Genomic DNA, 19,289 nt, shown 5'->3' on the forward strand with positions numbered 1-19,289 from the left:
TGAGCAGGGCTCACCCTTCGTTTTCATCCATCAGAGAGAGCAGTGATTTCAGATACTTGCTCCTCGATGGATGTCTCAACTTCCGCAGTGCTTTGACTTCTATCTGCCTGATCCTTTCTCTTGTGACATTGAAATACTGGCCAACTTCTTCAAGCGTTTTTGGTTTTCCATCGAGCAAGCCGTACCTCATTCTCAGAACCATCGCTTCTCTCGGGCTCAGAGTTTTCAAGACTTTCTCGAGCTCTTCCCTCATGAGCATCCTCATGGCCTCTTTCTTTGGAGAGGCTATGGAATCGTCAGCCACAAAGTCTTCGATGGAAGAATCTTCATCTTCACCTATAGGAGATTCCAGGGATATGGTTTCCTTCGCTGCTTCGAGTATTTCCTTTATCTTTTCTGGGGGTTTGCCCATCATCTTTGCGAGTTCTTCTATGGATGGTTCTTCACCGTGTTTCTGATAGTACTCTCTTCTCAACCTGTTCAGTTTGTTTATAGTTTCCACCATGTGGACAGGTATCCTGATGGTCCTTGCCTGATCCGCTATCGCTCTTGTGATTGCCTGTCTGATCCACCAGGTAGCGTACGTACTGAATTTGTAACCCTTCCTCCAGTCGAACTTCTCTACCGCCTTCAGAAGTCCTATGTTTCCTTCCTGTATGAGGTCCTGGAAAGAAAGACCGCGTCCCATGTAGCGCTTAGCTATACTGACAACAAGCCTCAGATTCGATGTTATTAGTTTCTCTTTGGCCTTTTTATCGCCCATCTGTGCTCGTCTTGCGAGTTCACGTTCTTGAGCTGGTGTTAGAAGTGGTATTTTTCCTATCTCTTTGAGATACATCTTGATGGAATCCCTTACGTTGCTCGAATCGTGTATCTCAGGGGATTCTCTCTCCAAAAGTTCTTCTAGTTCCTGTTCGTCACCGGGAACACTCATTTCTTCTTCCTCAGATTCACTTTCCACAATGTTTATTCCATGTTTTTCCAGTTCTTCATGTATTCTCTCTATCAGATTCGTATCAAAGTCTTCGAAGTCTGGAGGAAAAGCTTTATCTATATCCTCATATGTTATGTAACCTTTCTTTTTTCCTAAACTGATGAGTTTTTTTATACGTTTTTCTACCTGAGGAGGAAGCGTTTCTTTCTGTTCCTGTGTCTGCTCCTGCGTCTGCTCCTGGTGCTGTTCCTGAAGAACCTGCTGTTCTTCGTTCATTGTGACTTTTTCCTTCTTCGCCATACCGATCACCTCCTCTTTATTTTTCTGAGGAGATCCAACTTCATAGAGAGAAGAAGACGCCTTTCCTCATCGTTTGAAACCTTTTTTATCATCTCATCTATTTCTGCAATACGTCTCTCTATCCGCCGGATTTTCAACTTTTCGGAGAGGTCAGCGAGAAATTTCTCGGGATCCTTTGGAGGAGGAATGCTTTCTATCGTTTCAAAAACCCAATCTTTCAACTCTTTTGGAAAGTTTTCTATAGCTTCGCTTAAATCTTCATCGGATGAAACCCTCTTGAAAAATTCTCTCGCGTTTTCATCTTCCAGTACCTCTAAGTCCAGCTCCAGAATCTTTCCCCTCAAATCTTCGTAGTTCAAAAACAGGTAAGCAAGTCCTCTTCCCTCATCGTAAACCTTTGACGACCTGGATCCATGAACAAGCATAGTGTTAGACTTTTCACTCTCAAAAAAGTTCAAAATCTGGTTTTCTGGTATCTGGAGAGAAGCCGAAGCTTCCTTCACGAGATTTTCTACATGTTTCAAATATCCTTTCTTTCTCATCCTCTGGACCCAACCTTTGAGGAAAGAAAGGTAGGATCTCACACCCGCGGGGCTGTTTTTGTCAAAGAAGACTTCACCAGCAGTCACCAGGAAATATTCGAACGAACGTGAGTTTTTCAGCATCTTTTTCAGCGAACCTTCCCCTTCCTTCTGAAAGAGTTCATCCGGATCTTTGTAAGGAGAGGGGGTTGCTACAAGCACGTTGAATTCGTATTCAAGGAGGTCTTCGAGGGATTTGAGAGTGGCTCTGAAGCCTGCTCTGTCATTATCGAAACACAGTATGACATTTTTCGAATACGCCGAAAGCTTCAGAATTGCTTCCCTTGAAAGACTCGCCCCAAGAACAGCGACCGCCGTTGGTATTCCATCCCTTCTGAATGCGAGCGCGTCGAAGTAGCCTTCAGTGATGACGAAAAAACCGACCTCTTTTGCCACTTTTTTCGCCTCATCGAAGAGAAAAAGGATTTTCTTCTTCGAAAAATACCTGGTCTCTGGAGAGTTCAAATACTTTGGTTCTTCGTTGCCGAGAGCACGCCCACCAAAAGCCACAATATGTCCACTGTCGTTCTTTATTGGAACAACGATTCTTTCTTCGAATCTATCAACGAATCGATCACCCTTTTTTAACGCGATACCGTATCTGACAAGTTCTTCCGGTGTTATGTTCATGCCTTCTGCAACTTCTATAGAGATGCTGGATCTCTTAGGAACGTACCCAAAGCCAAACTTTGCTATATCTTCTTCAGAAAAGCCTCTGCTTTTTAAATAGTCTTTTGCCTCTTTCGATTTCTCCAGCTCTTTGACGTACCTTTTCCACGTTTCTTCGTACAAACGAATGTATTTTCCGTATTCAGAAGTCCCTTCTGTTCTGTAGAGAGAAAGATCAATCCCAGCTCTCTTGGCAAGTCTTTCCAGCGCTTCCTGGAAACTGATCCCTTCCATTTCCTGAAGAAATTTGATGACATCCCCGCTCGCACCACAGCCGAAACAATGGTATATCTTCAAACCCGGATGAACGTAAAAAGAAGGATTGGTTTCTGAATGAAAGGGACAGAGAGCCCTGTAGGAAGAACCTACCCGGGTGAGATTCACATACTCTGAAATGACTTCTACGATGTCAACTTTTTCTTTTATTTCCTCGATGACCTCTCGAGGAATCACACTCTCACTCCTCGGTTGGTAAACTACCACACCTTACATAAGGTGCGCTTCCCGCTTCAACCCGTGATGGCTCGTAGACCCATTTTGGGTTCCGCCAGAGCACGGTCCACGGGCATGAATTCGAACGGCTCCCCCCTACTGATGGCATCAAGCCATACCTGGCCAAATTCTTCGCAAGGTGTGATCAAAATGTTTAGCCAGTTTTTTTTCTTGTTCTTTCGTGGGGTAGATACAAAATTTGTAGGTTTTGAGCATCCTTATCCTTCCTTTGAGATTGCTCCCTAAGAACCTCAAAGCAGAAAAGTTTATCTTTGATTTGCGGGAACTCTTTCTTGATGAGTTTAGACGAGGCACTTTTGCGTTATGGTGCTTTCTTTGCACTTTGTTCGATAAACAGAAAAAGAGAGGTCCGGGAGAACCGGACCCCGCGATTGTCTGCTGCCAGCAAAATCATCTCTTGGAGAACTGAGGAGCTCTTCTTGCCTTTTTCAAGCCGTACTTCTTTCTTTCCACTTCTCTTGGATCCCTTGTGAGCATCTTGTATTTCTTGAGAACAGGCCTCAGCTTCTGGTCGTACTGAAGGAGGGCTCTGGCGATGCCAAGCCTCACGGCACCGGACTGGCCAGACAAACCTCCACCGTTAACCCTTATGACAAGATCGAATTTGCCAAGTGTGTTGGTTACTTCGAGAGGCTCTATCGCATGTTTTGTCCACGCAGGATTTTTGAAATAGTCATTCAGGCTTTCGTATTCTTTTCCATTGACCTTCACTTTTCCTTCTCCCGGTCTCAAATAAACTCTTGCAACAGCAGTCTTTCTTCTTCCCGTTCCGTAGTATCCTATCACTTCAGACATCCTTCTCCCTCCTCATTTTTTCACAGTTCAATAGGCTCAGGTTTCTGTGCCTGATGTGGATGTTCGGGCGACGCGTAAACTTTGAGTCTCTTGAGCATTTTTCGGCTCTGTCTGTTCTTCGGAAGCATCCTTTTGACAGCGAGCCATATGAGTCTTTCGGGATGTTTTTCCAGCATCTGCCTTGCTGTCAGAGACTTCAGACCTCCGGGATAACCAGAATGCCAGTAATAAACCTTCTGATCGAGCTTCTTTCCGGTAAGGACCACCTTGTCAGCGTTCACAACGATGACGTAATCCCCCGTGTCAACGTGCGGAGTGTAATTGGGCTTGTGTTTCCCCATCAGTATCTTCGCTATGCGTGTCGCGAGTCTTCCGAGAACTTTCCCGGAAGCATCCACCACGTACCATTTTCTTTCAACCTCTTCGGGTTTTATCGTAGTTGTCTTCTGAACAGGAAAGTACCTAGCCATTGTTGCTCCTCCCTTCCACTGTTTCCAGTTTAAAGATACTGGACACTTTCTTGTAAACAAAGAACGTCACAAACGAGTCGATTCCAAATTTCACCAGATTGAAAGCCAGTATGAACGGGAAAAATTTTAGATAAAGTTCGAACGGAGCCTTGAAGTAAAGCGGCACGATGAGAGCATTCAACCCCAGAGCGAACGCTGTGGTGAAAAGTGTAGCGACAATCATGCCTTTTATTGCCGTTGCTCTGCTCTTGTTTCTGTGATAAATGAGGCCAGCTATTCCCACAAAGGACATTCCCAGCACAGCGTTCATCGCGATTCCCACAGGATCACCGGACTTCATAAGGAAGAAGAGAATGTCCTTCACCAGGACGACAAACATGCCGACCCCGGGCCCCAGCAAGAAACTCACTATGAGCGCCGGTATTTCACTGGGATCGTACTTCAGGAAACTCGCTTGTGGAAATATCGGAAACTCCAAAAACATCACCAGAGTTGCAAGAGCTGAGAAAATCCCCACGAAGGAGATTTTCTTTATGCTGCTCACTCTTTCACTCCTCATAAACGCTCACATACTTTTTGTTGTTTTTCGTTTCAAACTTCACCCTGCCATCCTTCAGTGCGAACAGAGTGAAATCTCTTCCCATACCAACGTTTTTTCCGGGGTAAAATCTTGTTCCTCTCTGTCTCACGAGGATGTTTCCTGCTTTGACAATCTGACCATCTCCCACTTTGACTCCCAGATATTTTGGAAGACTGTCTCTACCGTTCTTCGCAACACCACCACTCTTTTTATGAGCCATTGTCGATCACCTCCACTCTGATCTGAGAAGGAAACTTCTGTTCGAGTTCTTTCAAAGACCTCACCATGGCTGCTAGTACTTTCACTTCGCAGTTTTCGAGTTCTTCAAATTTCACTTTCAGATAACCGGATTCCTTCTCTATTTTCGCTTTTTTCTCGGCTTTCAGAAAGTTCGCCACGTGCTGCGTCAAAAGACTAACTGAAGCGCACAGTGTTTTGTCTGGTGCATGACCTGTTACTTCAAAAAAAGAATTAGTCACAGTCACTTTTATCATAGTTCAATCTTTTCAATTTTGATGGCGGTGTACCACTGTCTGTGACCTTTTTCCACCTTACTGTTCTTTCTGGGTCTGTACTTCACAGTCTTTACCTTTCTGGCTTTGGCGTGTTCCAGAACCTTCCCTACAACCTTAGCTCCTTCAACATAAGGTTTTCCGACGAGCACCTCTCCGTCCTTCCTGACGAACACCACTCTGTCGAAAACGATCTCGTCACCCGGGGAGTAGTCTTTCTGCCTTTCAGTGTAGAGAATCTTTCCTTCTTCGACCCTGTACTGCCTGCCAGCCGTTTCTACGATGGCGTACAACACCTTCACCTCCCAATCACATGGTATACAAGTGCTGGGGTACGTACCCTTGAGGGATTTGAAACGCACCCCACGCACCAGCGAAGAGTATTTTACTACTCTTTCTTTTCGGATATTTTAAAAAAGAATTACTCTCCGCCTTCCTTAGGTATCAAACAGAGAAACTCCACTTCGGAGTCTGTATCGTTCCTGAAGCCGTGTATTTCATTGGGTTCAACGAAGATGTAAAAACCCTCTTCCACCGCTTCCTCGCCTTGCTCCTTCAAAACTGTGAGCTTTCCCTTCAAAACGAAAATCTCGTGCTCCCATGGATGGGAGTGTCTGTCGATGAGACCGCCAGGTTCCACCGTGAAAAGTCTCATGACAAAGTTTGGAGCGTCTTTCAAGCCTATGAGGACTCTTTTACGAACTCCTCGTACCTTATCGGTTGAAATTTCCTGGGGAGTGACATCATATGCTTTCTTTAATATCATGTTTTCTTCTCCCCTCTCGCCTCGTTCCAGAATACTCTATCACAACTCTTCTGTAAGGTTCTACACCGACTGAGTAGCTTATCACACCTCTGTGTTTTCTCACAAGTTTGTGAACAATTTTCCTCTCAAAAGAAAACATGGGATCCAGTACTACTTTGGTCTTCTCGGAAATAGCCTTTTTGACAGCCTCTTCCACTATTTTCTCAAGAGATTTCTTCCGCTTTTCCCTGTAATCTCCCATATCCAGAATCACGTTCAGCTTCGTATCACTCAATCTGTTGAGGAAGATCATCGCTATATGCTGAAGTGCTCCCATGGTTTTTCCGTGTTTACCTATGAGCCTTCCTACGTTTTCACTCTCCACGTCAACAAAGAAACTCCTTCCAGAAGATTTCACAGTTATTTTGACTTCTGAATCTACCACCTGCAAAATCTCAGTTAAAAATTCTTTCAATTTTCTTTCAAAGTAAGCTTTGGTGATCTGCACCTCGACAACCGCTTCTTTTGAAAAGAGGCCGAATATTCCATGAAATCCTTTTTCCAACACGTTGACCGTGTACTCTCCTTCTCCGAGACCGTATTTTTTGACCACTTTTTCAACCGCTTCCTCCACTGTAGGAGCCCTTTCCACAATTTTCTTCATCTAATCCCCCCTCATGCCTTTTTCGGAAGACCGAGAAGTTCTCTCGTTGTGAGACCTTTTATCTTGTAGCGTTTGTAGGTATAGTAAGTCACCGCAAGTTGAATCAGAGTGTTAGTTGCATAGTACAGAAACAGTCCGCTTGGAAGTCCCACGAACAGGAACGGGAAGATCACCGACATGATGATACCCTGCCAGGCCGTTCTCGCATCCTGGCTTGTGAGAAGCGTTGTGTAGTAACTCGCCACTATGGTGATTATCAGAAACAGCCAGTTGTTGGAAAAACCACCCGCGGAGAGATCCTTCCAGATGAGAAAATTTCCGCTGTAGGCAAATTCTTCGACGTAGTATCTGATGACCGACCACAGAAGCATGAAGATAGGTAGCTGTATGAGGAGCATGAGACAGCCGCTAGCCGGATTCACTCCCGCTTCTCTGTAGAGCTTCAGGAGAGCTTCCTGCTGTTTCGTCGGGTCCTTGTACTTCTTCTTGATGGCTTCTATCTGCGGCTGTAACTTTCTCATGTTTATGAGAGATTTCGTTTGAGCGTGGTAGAGCGGATAGAGTATCAACCTCACGATAAGAGTAAAGAGCACAATCGCCCATCCAAAATTCTTCGTGAGATCTTTCAGCCACCAGAAGAACCAGACCAGACCGTAAAACACAGGATCGTACCACTTGTTGAATCCCGGTATCTTCACAAGAGCTTTTATGAGAACATCGTAATCCTCTGGAAAGGCTTTCTTTATTAGAGTTCTCTTGTTCGGTCCCATGAAAACGATGAAACGCTTTTGTCCGTTTATCTTCAGAGTACCTTCAAAGAGGAGACCTTCGTCATGCTTTAAAAGTACGAGTGTTCGCGTTCCGGGATTGAAGGACGCGAAGTAATTTTCCAGGTATCTATCCGTGGAGGTATCGACAGATACTCTGGGTACCGTCACTTCAACGGGTTTTGAGCTTTCTATATCAACAAAGAAGGTATAATTCTCGTCGTTCTTTATCGTGAAAATCTTCTTCACGTAGCCGTAGTTGTATACGATACTTACCTCGTCGGAGAAACCCTCGGATACTTTTCCCACACCGGTTACTATCGGTTCTTCTATCACTGTCAGAGGTGTTCCCTCATCGAGTACATCGAAGCCATCATTTCCATAGGTGAAAACGTGCTTTCGACCATCGACAAGGGTGTAAAAGTCTTTGAGTATGCCCTTTTCCAGATCGAAGTGATACTCCTCGAACCTGGTGAGAACAACTATTTCTTTCTCGGAGCGAACAACCTTGATCGGTTCCACAGCAAACAAAAAGATTGGAAGTATGGCGAGCAGTATTGCTACAACTTTTCTCAAGACCATCGCCTCCTTGGTTTGAATGAAAATTCCTCGGGAACAGGATCGTAACCACCTTTTGATAGGGGATTGCATCGGAGAATACGCCTGAGGCCCAGGAAGGTCCCCTTCAAGAGCCCATGTTTCTCCAGGGCCTGTATGAAGTAATTCGAACAGGTTGGAGTGAACCTGCAGGTTGGAGGTTTGAGAGGTGAAATGTATCTCTGATAAAACCTTATAAGCATTATAAGCAGTTTTTTCATCCTTCTATCCTCTTCAAGAGATTCAAAAGCTTTTCACGTATGGTCCAGAAATCCACTCGTTCGAATTCTTCTGACAGTTTTTTTCTGGGAATCACTACTATGTCAAAACCCTTTGGAATTACACCTTTGTTCCTTCTGAAGATCTCCCTTACCCATCTTTTCAGTTTGTTTCTTCTGGTCGCCTTTCCGAACTTTCTCTTCACAACTATTCCCAATCTGGAATAATCAAGCCCATTTTTCCTGAAAAGAACCACAAAGTACTCGTTTTGAAGACTTTCTCCCTCTTTGAATATTAACAGGAAATCTCTCCTGAGCCTCAGGCGTTCTCTGCGGGTGAAACTTTCTGTCATACAGTCAGTCTCCAGCGTCCTTTCCTTCTCCTGTTCTTGAGAACTCTTCTTCCACCCGGTGTTCTCTTGCGCGCCAGAAATCCGTGTGTTCTCTTTCTCTTTCTTCTTGAAGGCTGATACGTTCTTTTCATCCTGCTTGACCTCCTCCTCAACAGTGTCTATTCTCTCAATTAGTATATCATACTCACGAGCGTTTGAGTTTTACCGCAATCTCTCCTGCGAGTTTCACGTTTTCTTCGAGAAGAGCAAGATTCGCCTTCAGAGTTCTTCCGTTTGTCATCTCCACGAGCTTTTTGAGAAGAAAAGGAGTCACTTCTTTTCCTTCAACCTCCAGCTCGATCTTTTCAAGAAGACGTTCTATTTCATCGTGCGGTACTTCGTACTCCTCTGGCACGGGATTCAGCACCATGAGGGTTTTCTCAAGTTCTATTTCTTTCATGGTTTCGTAGATCTTCAGGACTTCCTCTACATTTTCTACCCTTGGAACCCTTCGGCCGCTTTTCCTCGAGAAAAACAATGGGAACTCGTCCGTTCTGAAACCAATCAGAGGAATCTCTAAAGTTTCAAGCATCTCGAAAGTTGCTTCCACATCAAGAATGGACTTTATCCCGCTGGATACGAGAATAGCGCGTGAAGAAGACATCTCGGTGAGATCCTGAGAAACGTCCACACGTCCGGGATGAACGCCCCCAGTTCCTCCGGTTACAACGACCTCTATTCCGATTCGTCTGGAGAGAAAGATGGTGGCACTCACAGTAGTCGCAGCGTTTTTTCCCTCAGCCACCACAATGGGAATTTCTCGAGTGCCTACCTTATCGGCGCCTTCTCTCATCATCGCCTCGAGTTCTTCTTCACTCATGCCAGCGACGATCTTTCCCTTCAGGATGCCTATAACCGCAAGCTGGAACCCTTTTTCTCTGGATATCTCTTTCGCCCTTCTGAACAACTCTATGGCTTCCTTTCTGGGCAGTCCATGAACAAACACTGTGGTTTCCATTCCTACAACGGGCTTTCCTTTTTCTATCCTACTTTCTATGATCACAGGAACACCTCCTAATACTCGATTCCCTTCCTTGCTACAACTCCCTTCTGGTAGTAATGTTTTACCTCTTTCATTTCTGTGACAAGATCGGCCTTCTCTATCAACCACTCAGGAGCGTATCTTCCCGTTATCACGAGCTCCACATTTTCTGGCTTGACGTTCAGAAGATCTTCTATCTCCTCCTTTGAGAAAAGTCCAAGATGCATGGCCACACAGAGTTCGTCCAGTACAACCACATCGTATTTTTCAGAGACGAGCCTTTCTTTCGCATCGGCAAGACCGCCTTTTGCCTTTTTTATCTGTTCTTCCGAAGGATTTCCCACGATGAACTCAGGTGTTCCATACTGAACGATTTCAAAGTTTGGGAGGAATTCGCTTATTTTGAGCTCAGAAGTTTCTCTTCCCTTCAGAAACTGTCCAAAGAACACCTTCAAGCCTGCACACGCTGCTCTTGTTGCGAGTCCGAGCGCTGCCGTTGTCTTTCCTTTTCCGTTGCCCGTGTAAACGTGGATGTATCCCTTCAACTTGCATCCCTCCTTACTCGTATGTTAGCATGAAAAAGGGTGAGAAAATATGATTATCAGAGATGTAGAACTGGTTAAAATAGCCAGAACTCCAGGTGACTATCCTCCTCCCTTGAAAGGTGAGGTCGCTTTCGTTGGAAGATCGAACGTGGGTAAATCTTCTCTTCTCAATGCGCTGTTCAACAGAAAGGTCGCTTTTGTGAGCAAAACTCCCGGAAAGACGAGATCGATAAATTTCTATCTTGTCAACTCAAAATACTACTTCGTGGATCTTCCGGGATATGGGTACGCGAAAGTTTCCAAGAAAGAACGAATGCTCTGGAAGCGACTCGTGGAGGACTATTTCAAGAACAGATGGTCCCTTCAGATGGTCTTTCTCCTCGTGGATGGAAGGATTCCACCTCAGGACAGCGACTTCATGATGATAGAGTGGATGAAAAGCCTGAACATACCGTTCACCATAGTTCTCACCAAGATGGATAAAGTGAAGATGTCAGAGAGAGCAAAAAAACTCGAAGAGCATCGAAAAGTGTTCTCAAGATACGGGGAGTACACGATCATACCGACATCATCAGTCACTGGGGAAGGAATAAGTGAACTTCTGGATTTGATATCAACGTTACTGAAAGAAAATTGATAAAATATGTTGTGAGGGCAGGGGGGACAATTTTTGAGCGGAGAGGTACGAGATGTGGTCAGCGGAGATCCGGTAACGAGCGAAGCTCTGAGATAAAGCAATGAAAGGGGGGAAAGCCATGAGAAAGCTCATGAAAATAGTCCTCGTTCTTGGGAGCCTGCTCGGAACACTGATGGCAGTTGTTGGGGCTAACAAAATCTGGTAAAAGTTTGGCATTAAATACTCAGCGTATAATTGTCCCCTGCCCTCGTATCCCTCACAAGGAGTGAGTATATGAGAGAGAAAAAGGACTTGGCTGAAAAAAATTTCCTTATCTATTCTTTTCTAATACTCATGGGGTTCTTGTTCTTATTCTTTCCGGACCTGGAGAATCTTTTTCAGAGTCCTCACAACTGGGGTTTGATAATTCTCTTTTTTCTCACAAACCTGTTTTTTGATGCTGTCAATATAAAAACTCTTGAATTCACACGGGGAAAAGTGGAAACTTCTGCTGTTTTCATTGTAAACATCTTCACGGCAGCTCTTTTGAATCCGTTAGAAGCTTCCCTTGTGGCAGCATCATCGGCTATTACCTTCAAGATGATAAAGCTCTTCTTCGGAGAGCGTTATCCTGTCAGCCGCTATATTTTCAATTTCTCTCAGCTGGCTGTGACCACTTATATAACAAGCCTCCTCTTCCACCGTCTATCCGGAACAAACACCTTTCAAAATATTCTCGCTATTCTACTGAGTACCGTTGTCTATTTTCTAATCAACAACGTCTTTGTGTTTTTTGGAGTTTACATCCTCACCAAAGGTGATATCCGTGAAACCGCTTCCAAGGTTCTGTCAGGTCCTGTCACGAGCATGGCCCTCATGATACCTGTCATAGCAGTCATTTACATTCTTTATCAGTACATCGGGTTCGTAGCCATTCCCGTATCTCTGGCAGCCGTTCTTTCCATTCAGGTAGGAAACTACTACAGGTACAAGTACTACGAAGCAAAACTGGAACACCTGAAACTCCTTGCAAAGAGTCTTGAAGAAAAAGATGAATACACCCGCGGTCACAGCGAGAAAGTGGCAGAACTTGCAAAGAAAATGGCCAAAAGACTTGGATTTTCACCGAAGATGGTTGAAAGAATCTACAACGCCGCTTTCCTGCACGACATAGGAAAAATAGGAATTCCAGACCACATTCTGAAGAAGCCCACCATCCTCTCAAAAGAAGAAATGATGATGGTGAAAAACCACCCTATCATGGGTGAAGACATACTGAGGGAAGTTGACATATTCAACAACAGAGAGAGCAAATGGGTAAGGCACCACCATGAAAGGTGGGACGGGAAAGGATATCCCGATGGTCTGAGAGGAGAAGAGATCCCTCTGCCTTCCAGGATAATATCCGTTGCCGATGTGTACGAAGCGCTCACAAGTGACAGACCTTACAGAAAAGCACTCAGTCACGAAGAGGCAAAGGAAATCATGATGAAAAACATGAAGGGAACCGTTCTCGATCCCAGACTCGTCGATCTGCTCTTTGAGATCCTCGAAAAAGAAAAGGAGGAAGAAGAAACATGATGATCGATGTTTTTCTTATAGCTTTGCTTCTTTCGATACTGACGGGAAACATCAAAAACGTTTTGAAATACAACTACAAAGGGCTCTATCTATTCGCCGTTCCTTTTGTGCTTCAGCTTCTTCCATGGAAGGAAATTCTCGTTCCCCTATCGTTTGTGATGCTCTTTCTTTTCTTTATCTGGAACAGAGATATTCCCGGCTTCAAACCGATGGCAGTCGGTGCTGTTCTGAACGGCTTCACCATGAGCGTCAACGGTGGAAGGATGCCAGTATGGGAGCCCACCCTTAAACTTCTCAATCTGGATCTCGATTTCAAACACATTGCATTCACTGAATTTTCCTGGAAAACTTTCCTCGCAGACTACATACCAGTTTATCTTCCGTGGGGAAGGAAGTTCGTTATAAGTGTGGGAGACATACTCGTGTTCGTCGGTGTTTTCATCTTTTTCGCTCTAAAACCTCGATTCCAAACCCAACCGTCCCGGGTCCCACATGAGTCGTGATCACCTTTCCCATCGGCGATATGATCTCGTCGACAACCTCGTAACTTCTTCTGAGAGCGTTCAAAAGCTCCACGACTCCGGCCTCGTTGTCCGCGTGAACGCCTATCACTCTCAGTTTCGAACCTTCAGGAGTATCCTCACGCAGTTTTTCTATGAGGGCTTCTATTGCCTTTTTGTCTCCTCTGACCTTTCTGTAAGGGATGAGCTCACCGTTCTCTATGTGAAGACACACTCTTATCTTGAGAAGATTTCCCACGAATCCCTGGAACTTCGACACCCTTCCTCCCTTGACAAGGTAGTCGAAATCTGAAACATAGAAGATCGCTTTGAAGTCTTTGTTCTTCATTCTCTCATCGAGTTTTTTCAGTACTTCCTCGATGGTGGCACCATTTTCGAGCATTTCACGAGCCACACGAGCTGGAAGGGGTATCGCACCCGAAGCAAGAAGGGTATCCACAACGTAAACGGGTATGTCCACTTCCTTGGATGCGAGAACGGCGGAATTGTAAGTTCCGGAAAGCTTCGACGATAAAGTGAGAACCAGAACAGCATCGTAACCCTCTTCTTTGTACTTCAGATATCTCTTCTTGAAATCCTCCACACTCGGTTGGGAAGTTTTTGGCACACTGCCCGTTTCTCTTATTTTCTTGTAAAAGTTTATTATTTCTTCCGGTTTTCTCTCATCCGGCTCAGATTTTCCATCCTCCCACACCACGTACAGTGGAATGCTGTCCATATCGTATTTTTCCATCCAGGAAAAAGGAACATCGGCTGTGCTGTCAACGAGAATCTTTACCTTCATCAGTTCACCCCCCTATCCTCTCCTTTATTATGGAAGCCGCTCCGAGGATTCCGGCGTCTTCGACGAGAGGGCTCGCCACTATTTCGTAGGTTCCCACAAAGGATGGCATGATGTAATCCACCACTTTCTCTCTCAGGGGACCAAACAGAATCTCTCCCGCTCTTGAAATTCCTCCACCTATGATCACTATCTCCGGGTTGAATATGTGTATGTAGCCCGCTACGGCTCGTGCCAGGGCGTCCACCACTCTGTCTCTTATCATCAGAGCGAATCTATCTCCCTGCTTTGCAGCGTCGAAGAGATGTTTGGCATCCGCCTTTTCAGGTGAACTTGCAAGTTTATACACCAGTGAATTGTGATACTTCTTGTAACCCTCTCTGAGAAACCTCCTTATCGCCGTTGCGGATGCCACAGCTTCAAGACAGCCCCTTGTGCCACAGTTGCACATGGGTCCATTGGGCTCAACGACAACGTGTCCAAGTTCTGCTCCTATTCCATCCCTTCCCGTGAGGAGGTACCCATGAGTGACAACTCCTCCACCAATACCAGTTCCAAGAGTCAGTGCCACTATGTGATCGTATCCCCTTCCAGCACCGAACCACTTCTCTCCAAGAACAAACGCGTTCGCATCGTTTTCAAGAAAAACCTTTTTCCCAGTTCTCTTTGCCAGTTCATCGGTTAGAGGAACGTTGTGCCAGTCTGGAAAATTTGGAGAAAATCTGACGATTCCATTTTCTCTATCTATTGAACCTGGAGATCCAATACCAACATAGGGCGTTTCTTCTCCATCAGATATCTCCAGAATCGCTTCGGCGATCCTTCTTATCACATCCTCTTTTCCATTCTCTACGAGAGTATCACAAGTTACTTTTTTCAATATTTTTCCATCTTCACTCACAAGCCCTACCGAGAAGGTAGTTCCTCCAAGATCAACTCCTATGAGCTTCAACTTCGGCACCTCCTGCTCAATATCTTGCTTTTTCCTTGTCTATCAATTTCAGAAATTCTTCGTTCGAAGAAGTTTCTGAAAGTTTGTTCAGTATGAGTGTCAAACCTTCTTCTTCTGTCATCGCAGAAAGCATCCTTCGCAAGAGCCACACTTTCTTGAGAGTTTCTTCGTCGAGTAACAATTCTTCCCTTCTTGTTCCGGAAAGCAGAAGGTTTATGGCCGGGAAAATTCTTTTGTTTGCCAGCTGCCTCGAAAGAACTAGCTCCATGTTACCTGTTCCTTTGAATTCCTCGAATATGACCTCATCCATTTTCGAACCTGTTTCCACCAGGGCAGTAGCAATGATCGTGAGGCTTCCGCCTTCACGGGTGTTTCTCGCCGCTCCAAAGAATCTCTTGGGTTTGTAAAGGGCAGCTGGATCCACACCGCCCGTTAGAAGTTTCCCGCTGGGAGGAACAACTATGTTGTACACTCGTGCGAGTCTCGTCAAACTATCAAGGAGTATAACAACATCGTAATTGAATTCCACCAGCCTCTTTGCCATCTCCAGGGTCAACTCGGCAACCTTCACCTGCTTGTCTGGCGGCATGTCAAAAGGAGCCGCTATGACGATCGCATTCGTTGACTCTTTTATATCCGTAACTTCTTCTGGCCTCTCATCGATCAGCAAGATTATTCTTATTGTATCCGGGTGATTTTCAGCGATACCGTTCGCTATTTCTTTGAGGATGGTTGTTTTACCAGCTTTTGGAGGTGCCACGATCATTCCTCTTTGACCTTTCCCAATAGGGGCGAAAAGGTCTATCAATCTGGTGGAATATATCTTCGGGTCGGTTTCAAGAATGAAGCGTTCTCTGGGATAATCCGGTGTTAAGTTGTCGAAGTTCACTCTGTCATTGACCGTTTCGACTGGTCGATAATTTATCGCTTCGATTTTTATCATGGCAAAATACTTTTCCCCTTCTTTTGGTTTTCTTATAACCCCGGAAATTATATCTCCCGTGTTCAGATTGAATTTTCTTATCTGAGAAGGGGATATGTATATATCGTCGTTGCTTGGAAGAAGGTTGTCCTCGAGTCTTCTTAAAAAACCAAAACCTTCAGGATGGATTTCCAGTACACCTTCCCCAAAGAAATAACCGGTAGATTCGGTTTGCGCTTTCAAAATGGCAAAAATCAAATCTCTTTTTCGCATAGAAGTATATCGAGGAATACCCAGAGATTTCGCTATCTCGTAGAGCTGTTTTATGTTCATGGATTCCAGCTCTGATATGCTAATGGCTTTCTGTTCTTCTGTCAATTTTTCACCTCCTACTGATGGAAGGCAACAGGGGCGGGAAAGAAAAAGGAGGCATCAGCCTTCCTGACTGGATGCCTCCACAAGCTGAACAAGCGACATTTCAGCAGCATCTCCTCTTCTGAAACCTATCCTCAGGACCCTCACATAGCCTCCGCGTCTTCCAATATAGTTCTTCGCTATTTCATCCACAAGCTTATTTGTCAATCGTCTGTCTCCGAGCACAGCGTTTATCTGTCTTCTCAGGTGAACACTCTTGGCTCTATCATCAGTTATGGCGGCTTCAATAGCTTTGCTGACAAGTTTGTCCATGAATATCTTCAGGGCTTTTGCTTTTGCTGTTGTGGTAACTATCGAGCCGTGTTCAACGATCTCTCTTGAAAGATTTCTCAAGAGACTTTTTCTATGGCTTCCATATCTTCCGAGCTTGTGTCTTTTCACTCTGTGTCTCATCTTTCATTCCCCCTTCCTGAGCTCAAGACCGAATTTTTCTTTCAGTTTCTCCTTGACCTCATCGAGAGATTTCTGACCAAAATTCTTTATCTTCAAAAGCTCTTCCTCGGTTTTGCTGAGAAGATCCCCGATCGTTTCTATTTTGGCTCTCTTCAAACAGTTGAGAGATCTGACTGAAAGTTCGAGTTCATCAATCTTTTTGTTGTACACATCCAGATTCTCTCTGTTTTCTTCTTCATGCTCAACGATGGGGATTTCTGCTTCTTCTTCCTCAGATGCGATGATGTATTCCTCAGAGATTTTCAGTTCAGGCAGTCCTTCCGTCACAATTTTGAAATGATTTATCAGGATGTCCGCCGCCTTTTTGAGAGCTTCCTCAGGTCTTATCGACTTCTTTGTCCAGATTTCAAGAATGAGTTTATCGTAATCCGTCCTTTTTCCAACACGAACGTTTTCTGTCAGGAAATTCACTTTAATCACAGGGCTGAAAACACCGTCTATTGGAATCCATCCAACTTCAGGCTTTTCTTCTCTTTCAGATACAGGAACGAATCCTTTTCCCACTTCTGCGTAAACTTCGAAGAAAAGGTCTGCTTTGGAATTCAAGGTGGCAATGTGCAGATCTGGATTCGCCACTTCAATGCCAGCTGGTGTCTTTATATCACCTGCGACGAGTTCGCCCGGTCCTTTCTTTTCTACTTCCATCTTTATTGTATCTTTCACAGTCACATTGACCCGAAACTGAACTTTCTTCAGGTTCAGGATTATATCCAGTATATCTTCTTTTACTCCTTCGATATAGTCGTATTCGTGATACTTTTCGGGTTTTATGAACCTTATTCCAATGATTGCGAGCGAAGGTATTGAAGAAAGCAGAACTCTCCTCAACGCGTTTCCTATTGTGATAGCGTATCCTCTTTCAAGTGGAGAAAGCGAAAACCTTGCGTAGTAATAATCCTTTTCCTCTCTCTCTTCCTCCACCTTTAATTTTTTCGGTATAACAAACTCTATCATTCACATCACCTCGAGTAGAATTCGATAACAGTCTGGAGATCAACTGGAAGATCGGTAACTTCCTCAAGGCTTGGATATCTCATGAAAGTACCTCTGTAATTCTCGTAATCAACCTCTATCCAAGGCACAACGTTTCTGTCTTTGTTGACTTCCACAGCTTTTTTGATCACTTCGAGATCTCTGCTTTTTTCTCTCAACTCAACTACATCGTTCGGTCTCAGAAGGTAACTCGGTATATTCACTTTCTTTCCATTCACAAGGAAGTGGCCGTGATTGACCAGCTGTCTCGCCTGTCTTCTGTTTATAGCGAATCCCATTCTATACACAACGTTGTCCAGTCTGGCTTCAAGGATCTGGATCAGGTTTTCTCGAGTATCTCCCGCTTTTTGCATAGCCTTCTCAACGTACCTTTCAAATTGTCTTTCGAGTATACCGTAGATTCTCTTGACAGTTTGCTTCGCTCTGAGCTGTATACCGTACTGTGTGAGCTTGGTTCTTCTCTGACCGTGCTGACCTGGCGCGTAAGGTCTTCTGTCAAAAGCGCACTTGTCGGTGTAACACCTTTCTCCTTTAAGGTACAGTTTCATTCCTTCCCTTCTACAAAGTCTGCAAAGAGGTCCTGTATATCTCGCCATTTCGTTCCCTCCTCACACTCTTCTTCTTTTCTTGGGTCTGCAACCGTTGAATGGAATGGGAGTAACATCCTTTATCTGGTTGATTTCAAGACCTGCACCTTGAAGCGTTCTTATCGCGGGTTCCCTTCCTGGGCCAGGTCCTTTCACAAGAACATCGACTTTTTTGATGCCCATTCTGAGGGCTTCTCGTGCCACTTTATCGGCTGCCAGCTGAGCGGCATAAGGTGTACCCTTCCTTGTTCCCTCGAATCCCACCGTTCCTCCACTGGCCCAGGTGAGCGTGTTTCCATCTTTGTCGGTGAGAGTGATTATGGTGTTGTTGAAAGTAGATTTTATATGCACCACTCCGTAATCGAAGCTAACTTTTTTCTGTTTTCTTGAAGAACTGCCTCTTTTTCTTGCCATTCAATTCCCTCCCTTGTCTTATGAAGATTTCTTTTTGGTCTTTATTCTGCTCGGTCTGGGTCCTTTTCTTGTCCTTGCGTTTGATCGGGTCTTTTGACCCCTAACGGGGAGCCCAAGTTTGTGTCTGATACCTCTGTAACATCCTATCTCTATGAGTCGTCTGATGTTTCTTTCAACCTCGCTTCTGAGTTCTCCTTCCACCTTGAAGTGATCCTGGATGTACTTGGTGATTTTGCTGATCTCCTCATCGGTGAGGTCTCCCACTCTTTTTTCCGGATCTATACCAGTGTTTTTCAAAATTTCAAAGGATCTGCTCCTTCCAATTCCGTAGATGTAAGTCAGCGCCACCCAGACCTTTTTGTTGTTTGGAAGCTCAACACCTACGATACGAGCCATTCATTTCCCTCCTCCTTAGCCTTGCTTCTGATTGTGTTTTGGATTAACCTTACAGATAACATAGACTCTCTTCTTTCTTCTGATTATTTTGCAGTGTTCACATCTCTTCTTCACAGAAGCCTGTACTTTCATTTTTCCCACTCCTTTCGTTACTCTGGTTTTTTTCTATAAACGATTCGTCCTCGAGTGAGATCGTACACAGAGAGTTCAACAATAACCCGATCTCCGGGGACCAATCTTATAAAATTTTTTCTCATTCTGCCAGAAACGTGAGCGAGCACTTTGTGCCCATTGTCTAATTCTACTCTAAACATAGCGTTAGGTAAAGCCTCTATTATGGTTCCTTCCATCCGGATGACATCTTCTTTTCCCAT

General features: G+C 44.7%; 29 protein-coding genes. 3 read left to right on the plus strand and 26 right to left on the minus strand.

Annotated elements, in window-relative coordinates; translation table 11 throughout:
* Positions 1-10: 10 nt before the first annotated feature.
* The 16 genes from rpoD to cobO form a co-directional block, all read right to left on the minus strand.
* Entirely contained in the window at positions 11-1,234 is a 1,224-nt protein-coding gene (gene rpoD, locus AS158_RS01665; RefSeq protein WP_011943816.1) for an RNA polymerase sigma factor RpoD, read from the minus strand.
* A 5-nt stretch (positions 1,235-1,239) separates the two neighbouring features.
* A complete protein-coding gene (dnaG, locus tag AS158_RS01670; RefSeq protein ID WP_011943815.1) occupies positions 1,240-2,937 on the minus strand; it encodes a DNA primase in 1,698 nt (565 codons plus the stop codon).
* A 450-nt stretch (positions 2,938-3,387) separates the two neighbouring features.
* Positions 3,388-3,792: a 30S ribosomal protein S9 gene (gene rpsI, locus AS158_RS01680; RefSeq protein WP_165304390.1), complete on the minus strand. Its 405-nt coding sequence runs from the start codon at positions 3,790-3,792 to the stop codon at positions 3,388-3,390.
* 20 nt (positions 3,793-3,812) lie between these two features.
* Positions 3,813-4,262 (minus strand): 50S ribosomal protein L13, encoded by a 450-nt coding sequence (gene rplM / locus AS158_RS01685; protein ID WP_038034528.1) that lies wholly within the window; start codon positions 4,260-4,262, stop codon positions 3,813-3,815.
* Positions 4,255-4,806, minus strand: coding sequence for an ECF transporter S component (locus AS158_RS01690; RefSeq protein WP_012896450.1), 552 nt, complete (start codon positions 4,804-4,806; stop codon positions 4,255-4,257). Before AS158_RS01690 ends, rplM begins: the two co-directional genes overlap by 8 nt.
* 4 nt (positions 4,807-4,810) lie before the next feature.
* The gene (gene rpmA / locus AS158_RS01695) at positions 4,811-5,062 is read right to left on the minus strand and encodes a 50S ribosomal protein L27 (RefSeq protein WP_004081742.1); all 252 of its coding nucleotides are present in this window, start codon (positions 5,060-5,062) and stop codon (positions 4,811-4,813) included.
* Entirely contained in the window at positions 5,052-5,336 is a 285-nt protein-coding gene (locus AS158_RS01700) for a ribosomal-processing cysteine protease Prp (protein WP_008195077.1), read from the minus strand. Before AS158_RS01700 ends, rpmA begins: the two co-directional genes overlap by 11 nt.
* Entirely contained in the window at positions 5,333-5,647 is a 315-nt protein-coding gene (gene rplU, locus AS158_RS01705; protein WP_008195075.1) for a 50S ribosomal protein L21, read from the minus strand. The genes AS158_RS01700 and rplU overlap by 4 nt, the downstream gene beginning before the upstream one ends.
* A 128-nt stretch (positions 5,648-5,775) precedes the next feature.
* Complete coding sequence (locus tag AS158_RS01710; protein WP_008195073.1) at positions 5,776-6,120, minus strand: cupin domain-containing protein; 345 nt, start codon at positions 6,118-6,120, stop codon at positions 5,776-5,778.
* Positions 6,098-6,763, minus strand: a complete 666-nt coding sequence (gene jag / locus AS158_RS01715; protein ID WP_008195072.1) for an RNA-binding cell elongation regulator Jag/EloR — start codon at positions 6,761-6,763, stop codon at positions 6,098-6,100. Before jag ends, AS158_RS01710 begins: the two co-directional genes overlap by 23 nt.
* 11 nt (positions 6,764-6,774) lie before the next feature.
* Positions 6,775-8,112, minus strand: a complete 1,338-nt coding sequence (gene yidC, locus AS158_RS01720) for a membrane protein insertase YidC (protein WP_081501989.1) — start codon at positions 8,110-8,112, stop codon at positions 6,775-6,777.
* Entirely contained in the window at positions 8,103-8,348 is a 246-nt protein-coding gene (gene yidD / locus AS158_RS01725) for a membrane protein insertion efficiency factor YidD (protein ID WP_004081754.1), read from the minus strand. The genes yidC and yidD overlap by 10 nt, the downstream gene beginning before the upstream one ends.
* Positions 8,345-8,698 (minus strand): ribonuclease P protein component, encoded by a 354-nt coding sequence (gene rnpA, locus AS158_RS01730; RefSeq protein ID WP_008195067.1) that lies wholly within the window; start codon positions 8,696-8,698, stop codon positions 8,345-8,347. Before rnpA ends, yidD begins: the two co-directional genes overlap by 4 nt.
* Entirely contained in the window at positions 8,695-8,829 is a 135-nt protein-coding gene (gene rpmH / locus AS158_RS01735) for a 50S ribosomal protein L34 (RefSeq protein ID WP_004081758.1), read from the minus strand. Before rpmH ends, rnpA begins: the two co-directional genes overlap by 4 nt.
* Before the next feature lie 53 nt (positions 8,830-8,882).
* Complete coding sequence (psuG, locus tag AS158_RS01740) at positions 8,883-9,740, minus strand: pseudouridine-5'-phosphate glycosidase (RefSeq protein WP_008195064.1); 858 nt, start codon at positions 9,738-9,740, stop codon at positions 8,883-8,885.
* A gap of 11 nt (positions 9,741-9,751) precedes the next feature.
* Positions 9,752-10,264, minus strand: a complete 513-nt coding sequence (gene cobO, locus AS158_RS01745) for a cob(I)yrinic acid a,c-diamide adenosyltransferase (protein WP_008195060.1) — start codon at positions 10,262-10,264, stop codon at positions 9,752-9,754.
* A gap of 49 nt (positions 10,265-10,313) precedes the next feature.
* Between cobO and yihA the strand changes: the two genes are divergently transcribed.
* The 3 genes from yihA to AS158_RS01760 all read left to right on the plus strand — a co-directional run bounded on the left by yihA (position 10,314) and on the right by AS158_RS01760 (position 12,964).
* Positions 10,314-10,901 (plus strand): ribosome biogenesis GTP-binding protein YihA/YsxC, encoded by a 588-nt coding sequence (gene yihA, locus AS158_RS01750; RefSeq protein WP_008195058.1) that lies wholly within the window; start codon positions 10,314-10,316, stop codon positions 10,899-10,901.
* 273 nt (positions 10,902-11,174) lie between these two features.
* On the plus strand, positions 11,175-12,461 hold the full coding sequence (locus tag AS158_RS01755; RefSeq protein WP_008195056.1) for an HD-GYP domain-containing protein: 1,287 nt from the start codon (positions 11,175-11,177) through the stop codon (positions 12,459-12,461).
* Positions 12,458-12,964: a DUF5317 domain-containing protein gene (locus tag AS158_RS01760; protein WP_008195054.1), complete on the plus strand. Its 507-nt coding sequence runs from the start codon at positions 12,458-12,460 to the stop codon at positions 12,962-12,964. The genes AS158_RS01755 and AS158_RS01760 overlap by 4 nt, the downstream gene beginning before the upstream one ends.
* On the opposite strand, the gene AS158_RS01765 is transcribed toward AS158_RS01760, so the two are convergent.
* The 10 genes from AS158_RS01765 to infA are packed head-to-tail and all read right to left on the minus strand — an operon-like array spanning position 12,900 to position 19,289.
* Positions 12,900-13,766, minus strand: a complete 867-nt coding sequence (locus AS158_RS01765) for a DegV family protein (RefSeq protein ID WP_165304391.1) — start codon at positions 13,764-13,766, stop codon at positions 12,900-12,902. The genes AS158_RS01760 and AS158_RS01765 overlap by 65 nt on opposite strands.
* Positions 13,767-13,770: 4 nt before the next feature.
* A complete protein-coding gene (locus tag AS158_RS01770) occupies positions 13,771-14,715 on the minus strand; it encodes an ROK family protein (RefSeq protein ID WP_038052892.1) in 945 nt (314 codons plus the stop codon).
* Positions 14,716-14,731: 16 nt separating this feature from the next.
* Positions 14,732-16,015, minus strand: a complete 1,284-nt coding sequence (gene rho, locus AS158_RS01775) for a transcription termination factor Rho (RefSeq protein WP_165304392.1) — start codon at positions 16,013-16,015, stop codon at positions 14,732-14,734.
* 54 nt (positions 16,016-16,069) lie between these two features.
* Entirely contained in the window at positions 16,070-16,465 is a 396-nt protein-coding gene (rplQ, locus tag AS158_RS01780; RefSeq protein ID WP_165304393.1) for a 50S ribosomal protein L17, read from the minus strand.
* Positions 16,466-16,468: 3 nt separating this feature from the next.
* Positions 16,469-17,479 carry a DNA-directed RNA polymerase subunit alpha gene (locus AS158_RS01785; RefSeq protein WP_038052883.1) on the minus strand — a complete coding sequence of 337 codons (1,011 nt, stop codon included), beginning with the start codon at positions 17,477-17,479 and terminating at the stop codon, positions 16,469-16,471.
* Positions 17,480-17,484: 5 nt separating this feature from the next.
* Positions 17,485-18,114, minus strand: coding sequence for a 30S ribosomal protein S4 (rpsD, locus tag AS158_RS01790; RefSeq protein WP_038052880.1), 630 nt, complete (start codon positions 18,112-18,114; stop codon positions 17,485-17,487).
* 12 nt (positions 18,115-18,126) lie between these two features.
* Complete coding sequence (rpsK, locus tag AS158_RS01795) at positions 18,127-18,519, minus strand: 30S ribosomal protein S11 (protein ID WP_008195042.1); 393 nt, start codon at positions 18,517-18,519, stop codon at positions 18,127-18,129.
* Positions 18,520-18,537: 18 nt separating this feature from the next.
* Positions 18,538-18,915: a 30S ribosomal protein S13 gene (gene rpsM, locus AS158_RS01800; protein WP_004081785.1), complete on the minus strand. Its 378-nt coding sequence runs from the start codon at positions 18,913-18,915 to the stop codon at positions 18,538-18,540.
* 15 nt (positions 18,916-18,930) lie between these two features.
* Positions 18,931-19,047: a 50S ribosomal protein L36 gene (rpmJ, locus tag AS158_RS01805; protein WP_004081787.1), complete on the minus strand. Its 117-nt coding sequence runs from the start codon at positions 19,045-19,047 to the stop codon at positions 18,931-18,933.
* Between the two features lie 17 nt (positions 19,048-19,064).
* Entirely contained in the window at positions 19,065-19,289 is a 225-nt protein-coding gene (gene infA / locus AS158_RS01810; protein ID WP_004081789.1) for a translation initiation factor IF-1, read from the minus strand.

Source organism: Thermotoga sp. 38H-to (assembly GCF_011057665.1).
In the GTDB taxonomy this organism is placed as follows: Bacteria; Thermotogota; Thermotogae; order Thermotogales; family Thermotogaceae; genus Thermotoga.

What these genes read in the sequence shown, in the direction of transcription:
- rpoD (WP_011943816.1), bottom strand. Translation starts at nt 1,234, where the DNA reads ATGGCGAAGAAGGAAAAAGTCACAATGAACGAAGAACAGCAGGTTCTT.
- rpsI (WP_165304390.1), bottom strand. Translation starts at nt 3,792, where the DNA reads ATGTCTGAAGTGATAGGATACTACGGAACGGGAAGAAGAAAGACTGCT.
- rplM (WP_038034528.1), bottom strand. Translation starts at nt 4,262, where the DNA reads ATGGCTAGGTACTTTCCTGTTCAGAAGACAACTACGATAAAACCCGAA.
- rpmA (WP_004081742.1), bottom strand. Translation starts at nt 5,062, where the DNA reads ATGGCTCATAAAAAGAGTGGTGGTGTTGCGAAGAACGGTAGAGACAGT.
- AS158_RS01700 (WP_008195077.1), bottom strand. Translation starts at nt 5,336, where the DNA reads ATGATAAAAGTGACTGTGACTAATTCTTTTTTTGAAGTAACAGGTCAT.
- AS158_RS01710 (WP_008195073.1), bottom strand. Translation starts at nt 6,120, where the DNA reads ATGATATTAAAGAAAGCATATGATGTCACTCCCCAGGAAATTTCAACC.
- jag (WP_008195072.1), bottom strand. Translation starts at nt 6,763, where the DNA reads ATGAAGAAAATTGTGGAAAGGGCTCCTACAGTGGAGGAAGCGGTTGAA.
- yidC (WP_081501989.1), bottom strand. Translation starts at nt 8,112, where the DNA reads ATGGTCTTGAGAAAAGTTGTAGCAATACTGCTCGCCATACTTCCAATC.
- yidD (WP_004081754.1), bottom strand. Translation starts at nt 8,348, where the DNA reads ATGAAAAAACTGCTTATAATGCTTATAAGGTTTTATCAGAGATACATT.
- rnpA (WP_008195067.1), bottom strand. Translation starts at nt 8,698, where the DNA reads ATGACAGAAAGTTTCACCCGCAGAGAACGCCTGAGGCTCAGGAGAGAT.
- rpmH (WP_004081758.1), bottom strand. Translation starts at nt 8,829, where the DNA reads ATGAAAAGAACGTATCAGCCTTCAAGAAGAAAGAGAAAGAGAACACAC.
- yihA (WP_008195058.1), top strand. Translation starts at nt 10,314, where the DNA reads ATGATTATCAGAGATGTAGAACTGGTTAAAATAGCCAGAACTCCAGGT.
- AS158_RS01755 (WP_008195056.1), top strand. Translation starts at nt 11,175, where the DNA reads ATGAGAGAGAAAAAGGACTTGGCTGAAAAAAATTTCCTTATCTATTCT.
- AS158_RS01760 (WP_008195054.1), top strand. Translation starts at nt 12,458, where the DNA reads ATGATGATCGATGTTTTTCTTATAGCTTTGCTTCTTTCGATACTGACG.
- AS158_RS01765 (WP_165304391.1), bottom strand. Translation starts at nt 13,766, where the DNA reads ATGAAGGTAAAGATTCTCGTTGACAGCACAGCCGATGTTCCTTTTTCC.
- rplQ (WP_165304393.1), bottom strand. Translation starts at nt 16,465, where the DNA reads ATGAGACACAGAGTGAAAAGACACAAGCTCGGAAGATATGGAAGCCAT.
- AS158_RS01785 (WP_038052883.1), bottom strand. Translation starts at nt 17,479, where the DNA reads ATGATAGAGTTTGTTATACCGAAAAAATTAAAGGTGGAGGAAGAGAGA.
- rpsD (WP_038052880.1), bottom strand. Translation starts at nt 18,114, where the DNA reads ATGGCGAGATATACAGGACCTCTTTGCAGACTTTGTAGAAGGGAAGGA.
- rpsK (WP_008195042.1), bottom strand. Translation starts at nt 18,519, where the DNA reads ATGGCAAGAAAAAGAGGCAGTTCTTCAAGAAAACAGAAAAAAGTTAGC.
- rpsM (WP_004081785.1), bottom strand. Translation starts at nt 18,915, where the DNA reads ATGGCTCGTATCGTAGGTGTTGAGCTTCCAAACAACAAAAAGGTCTGG.
- rpmJ (WP_004081787.1), bottom strand. Translation starts at nt 19,047, where the DNA reads ATGAAAGTACAGGCTTCTGTGAAGAAGAGATGTGAACACTGCAAAATA.
- infA (WP_004081789.1), bottom strand. Translation starts at nt 19,289, where the DNA reads ATGGGAAAAGAAGATGTCATCCGGATGGAAGGAACCATAATAGAGGCT.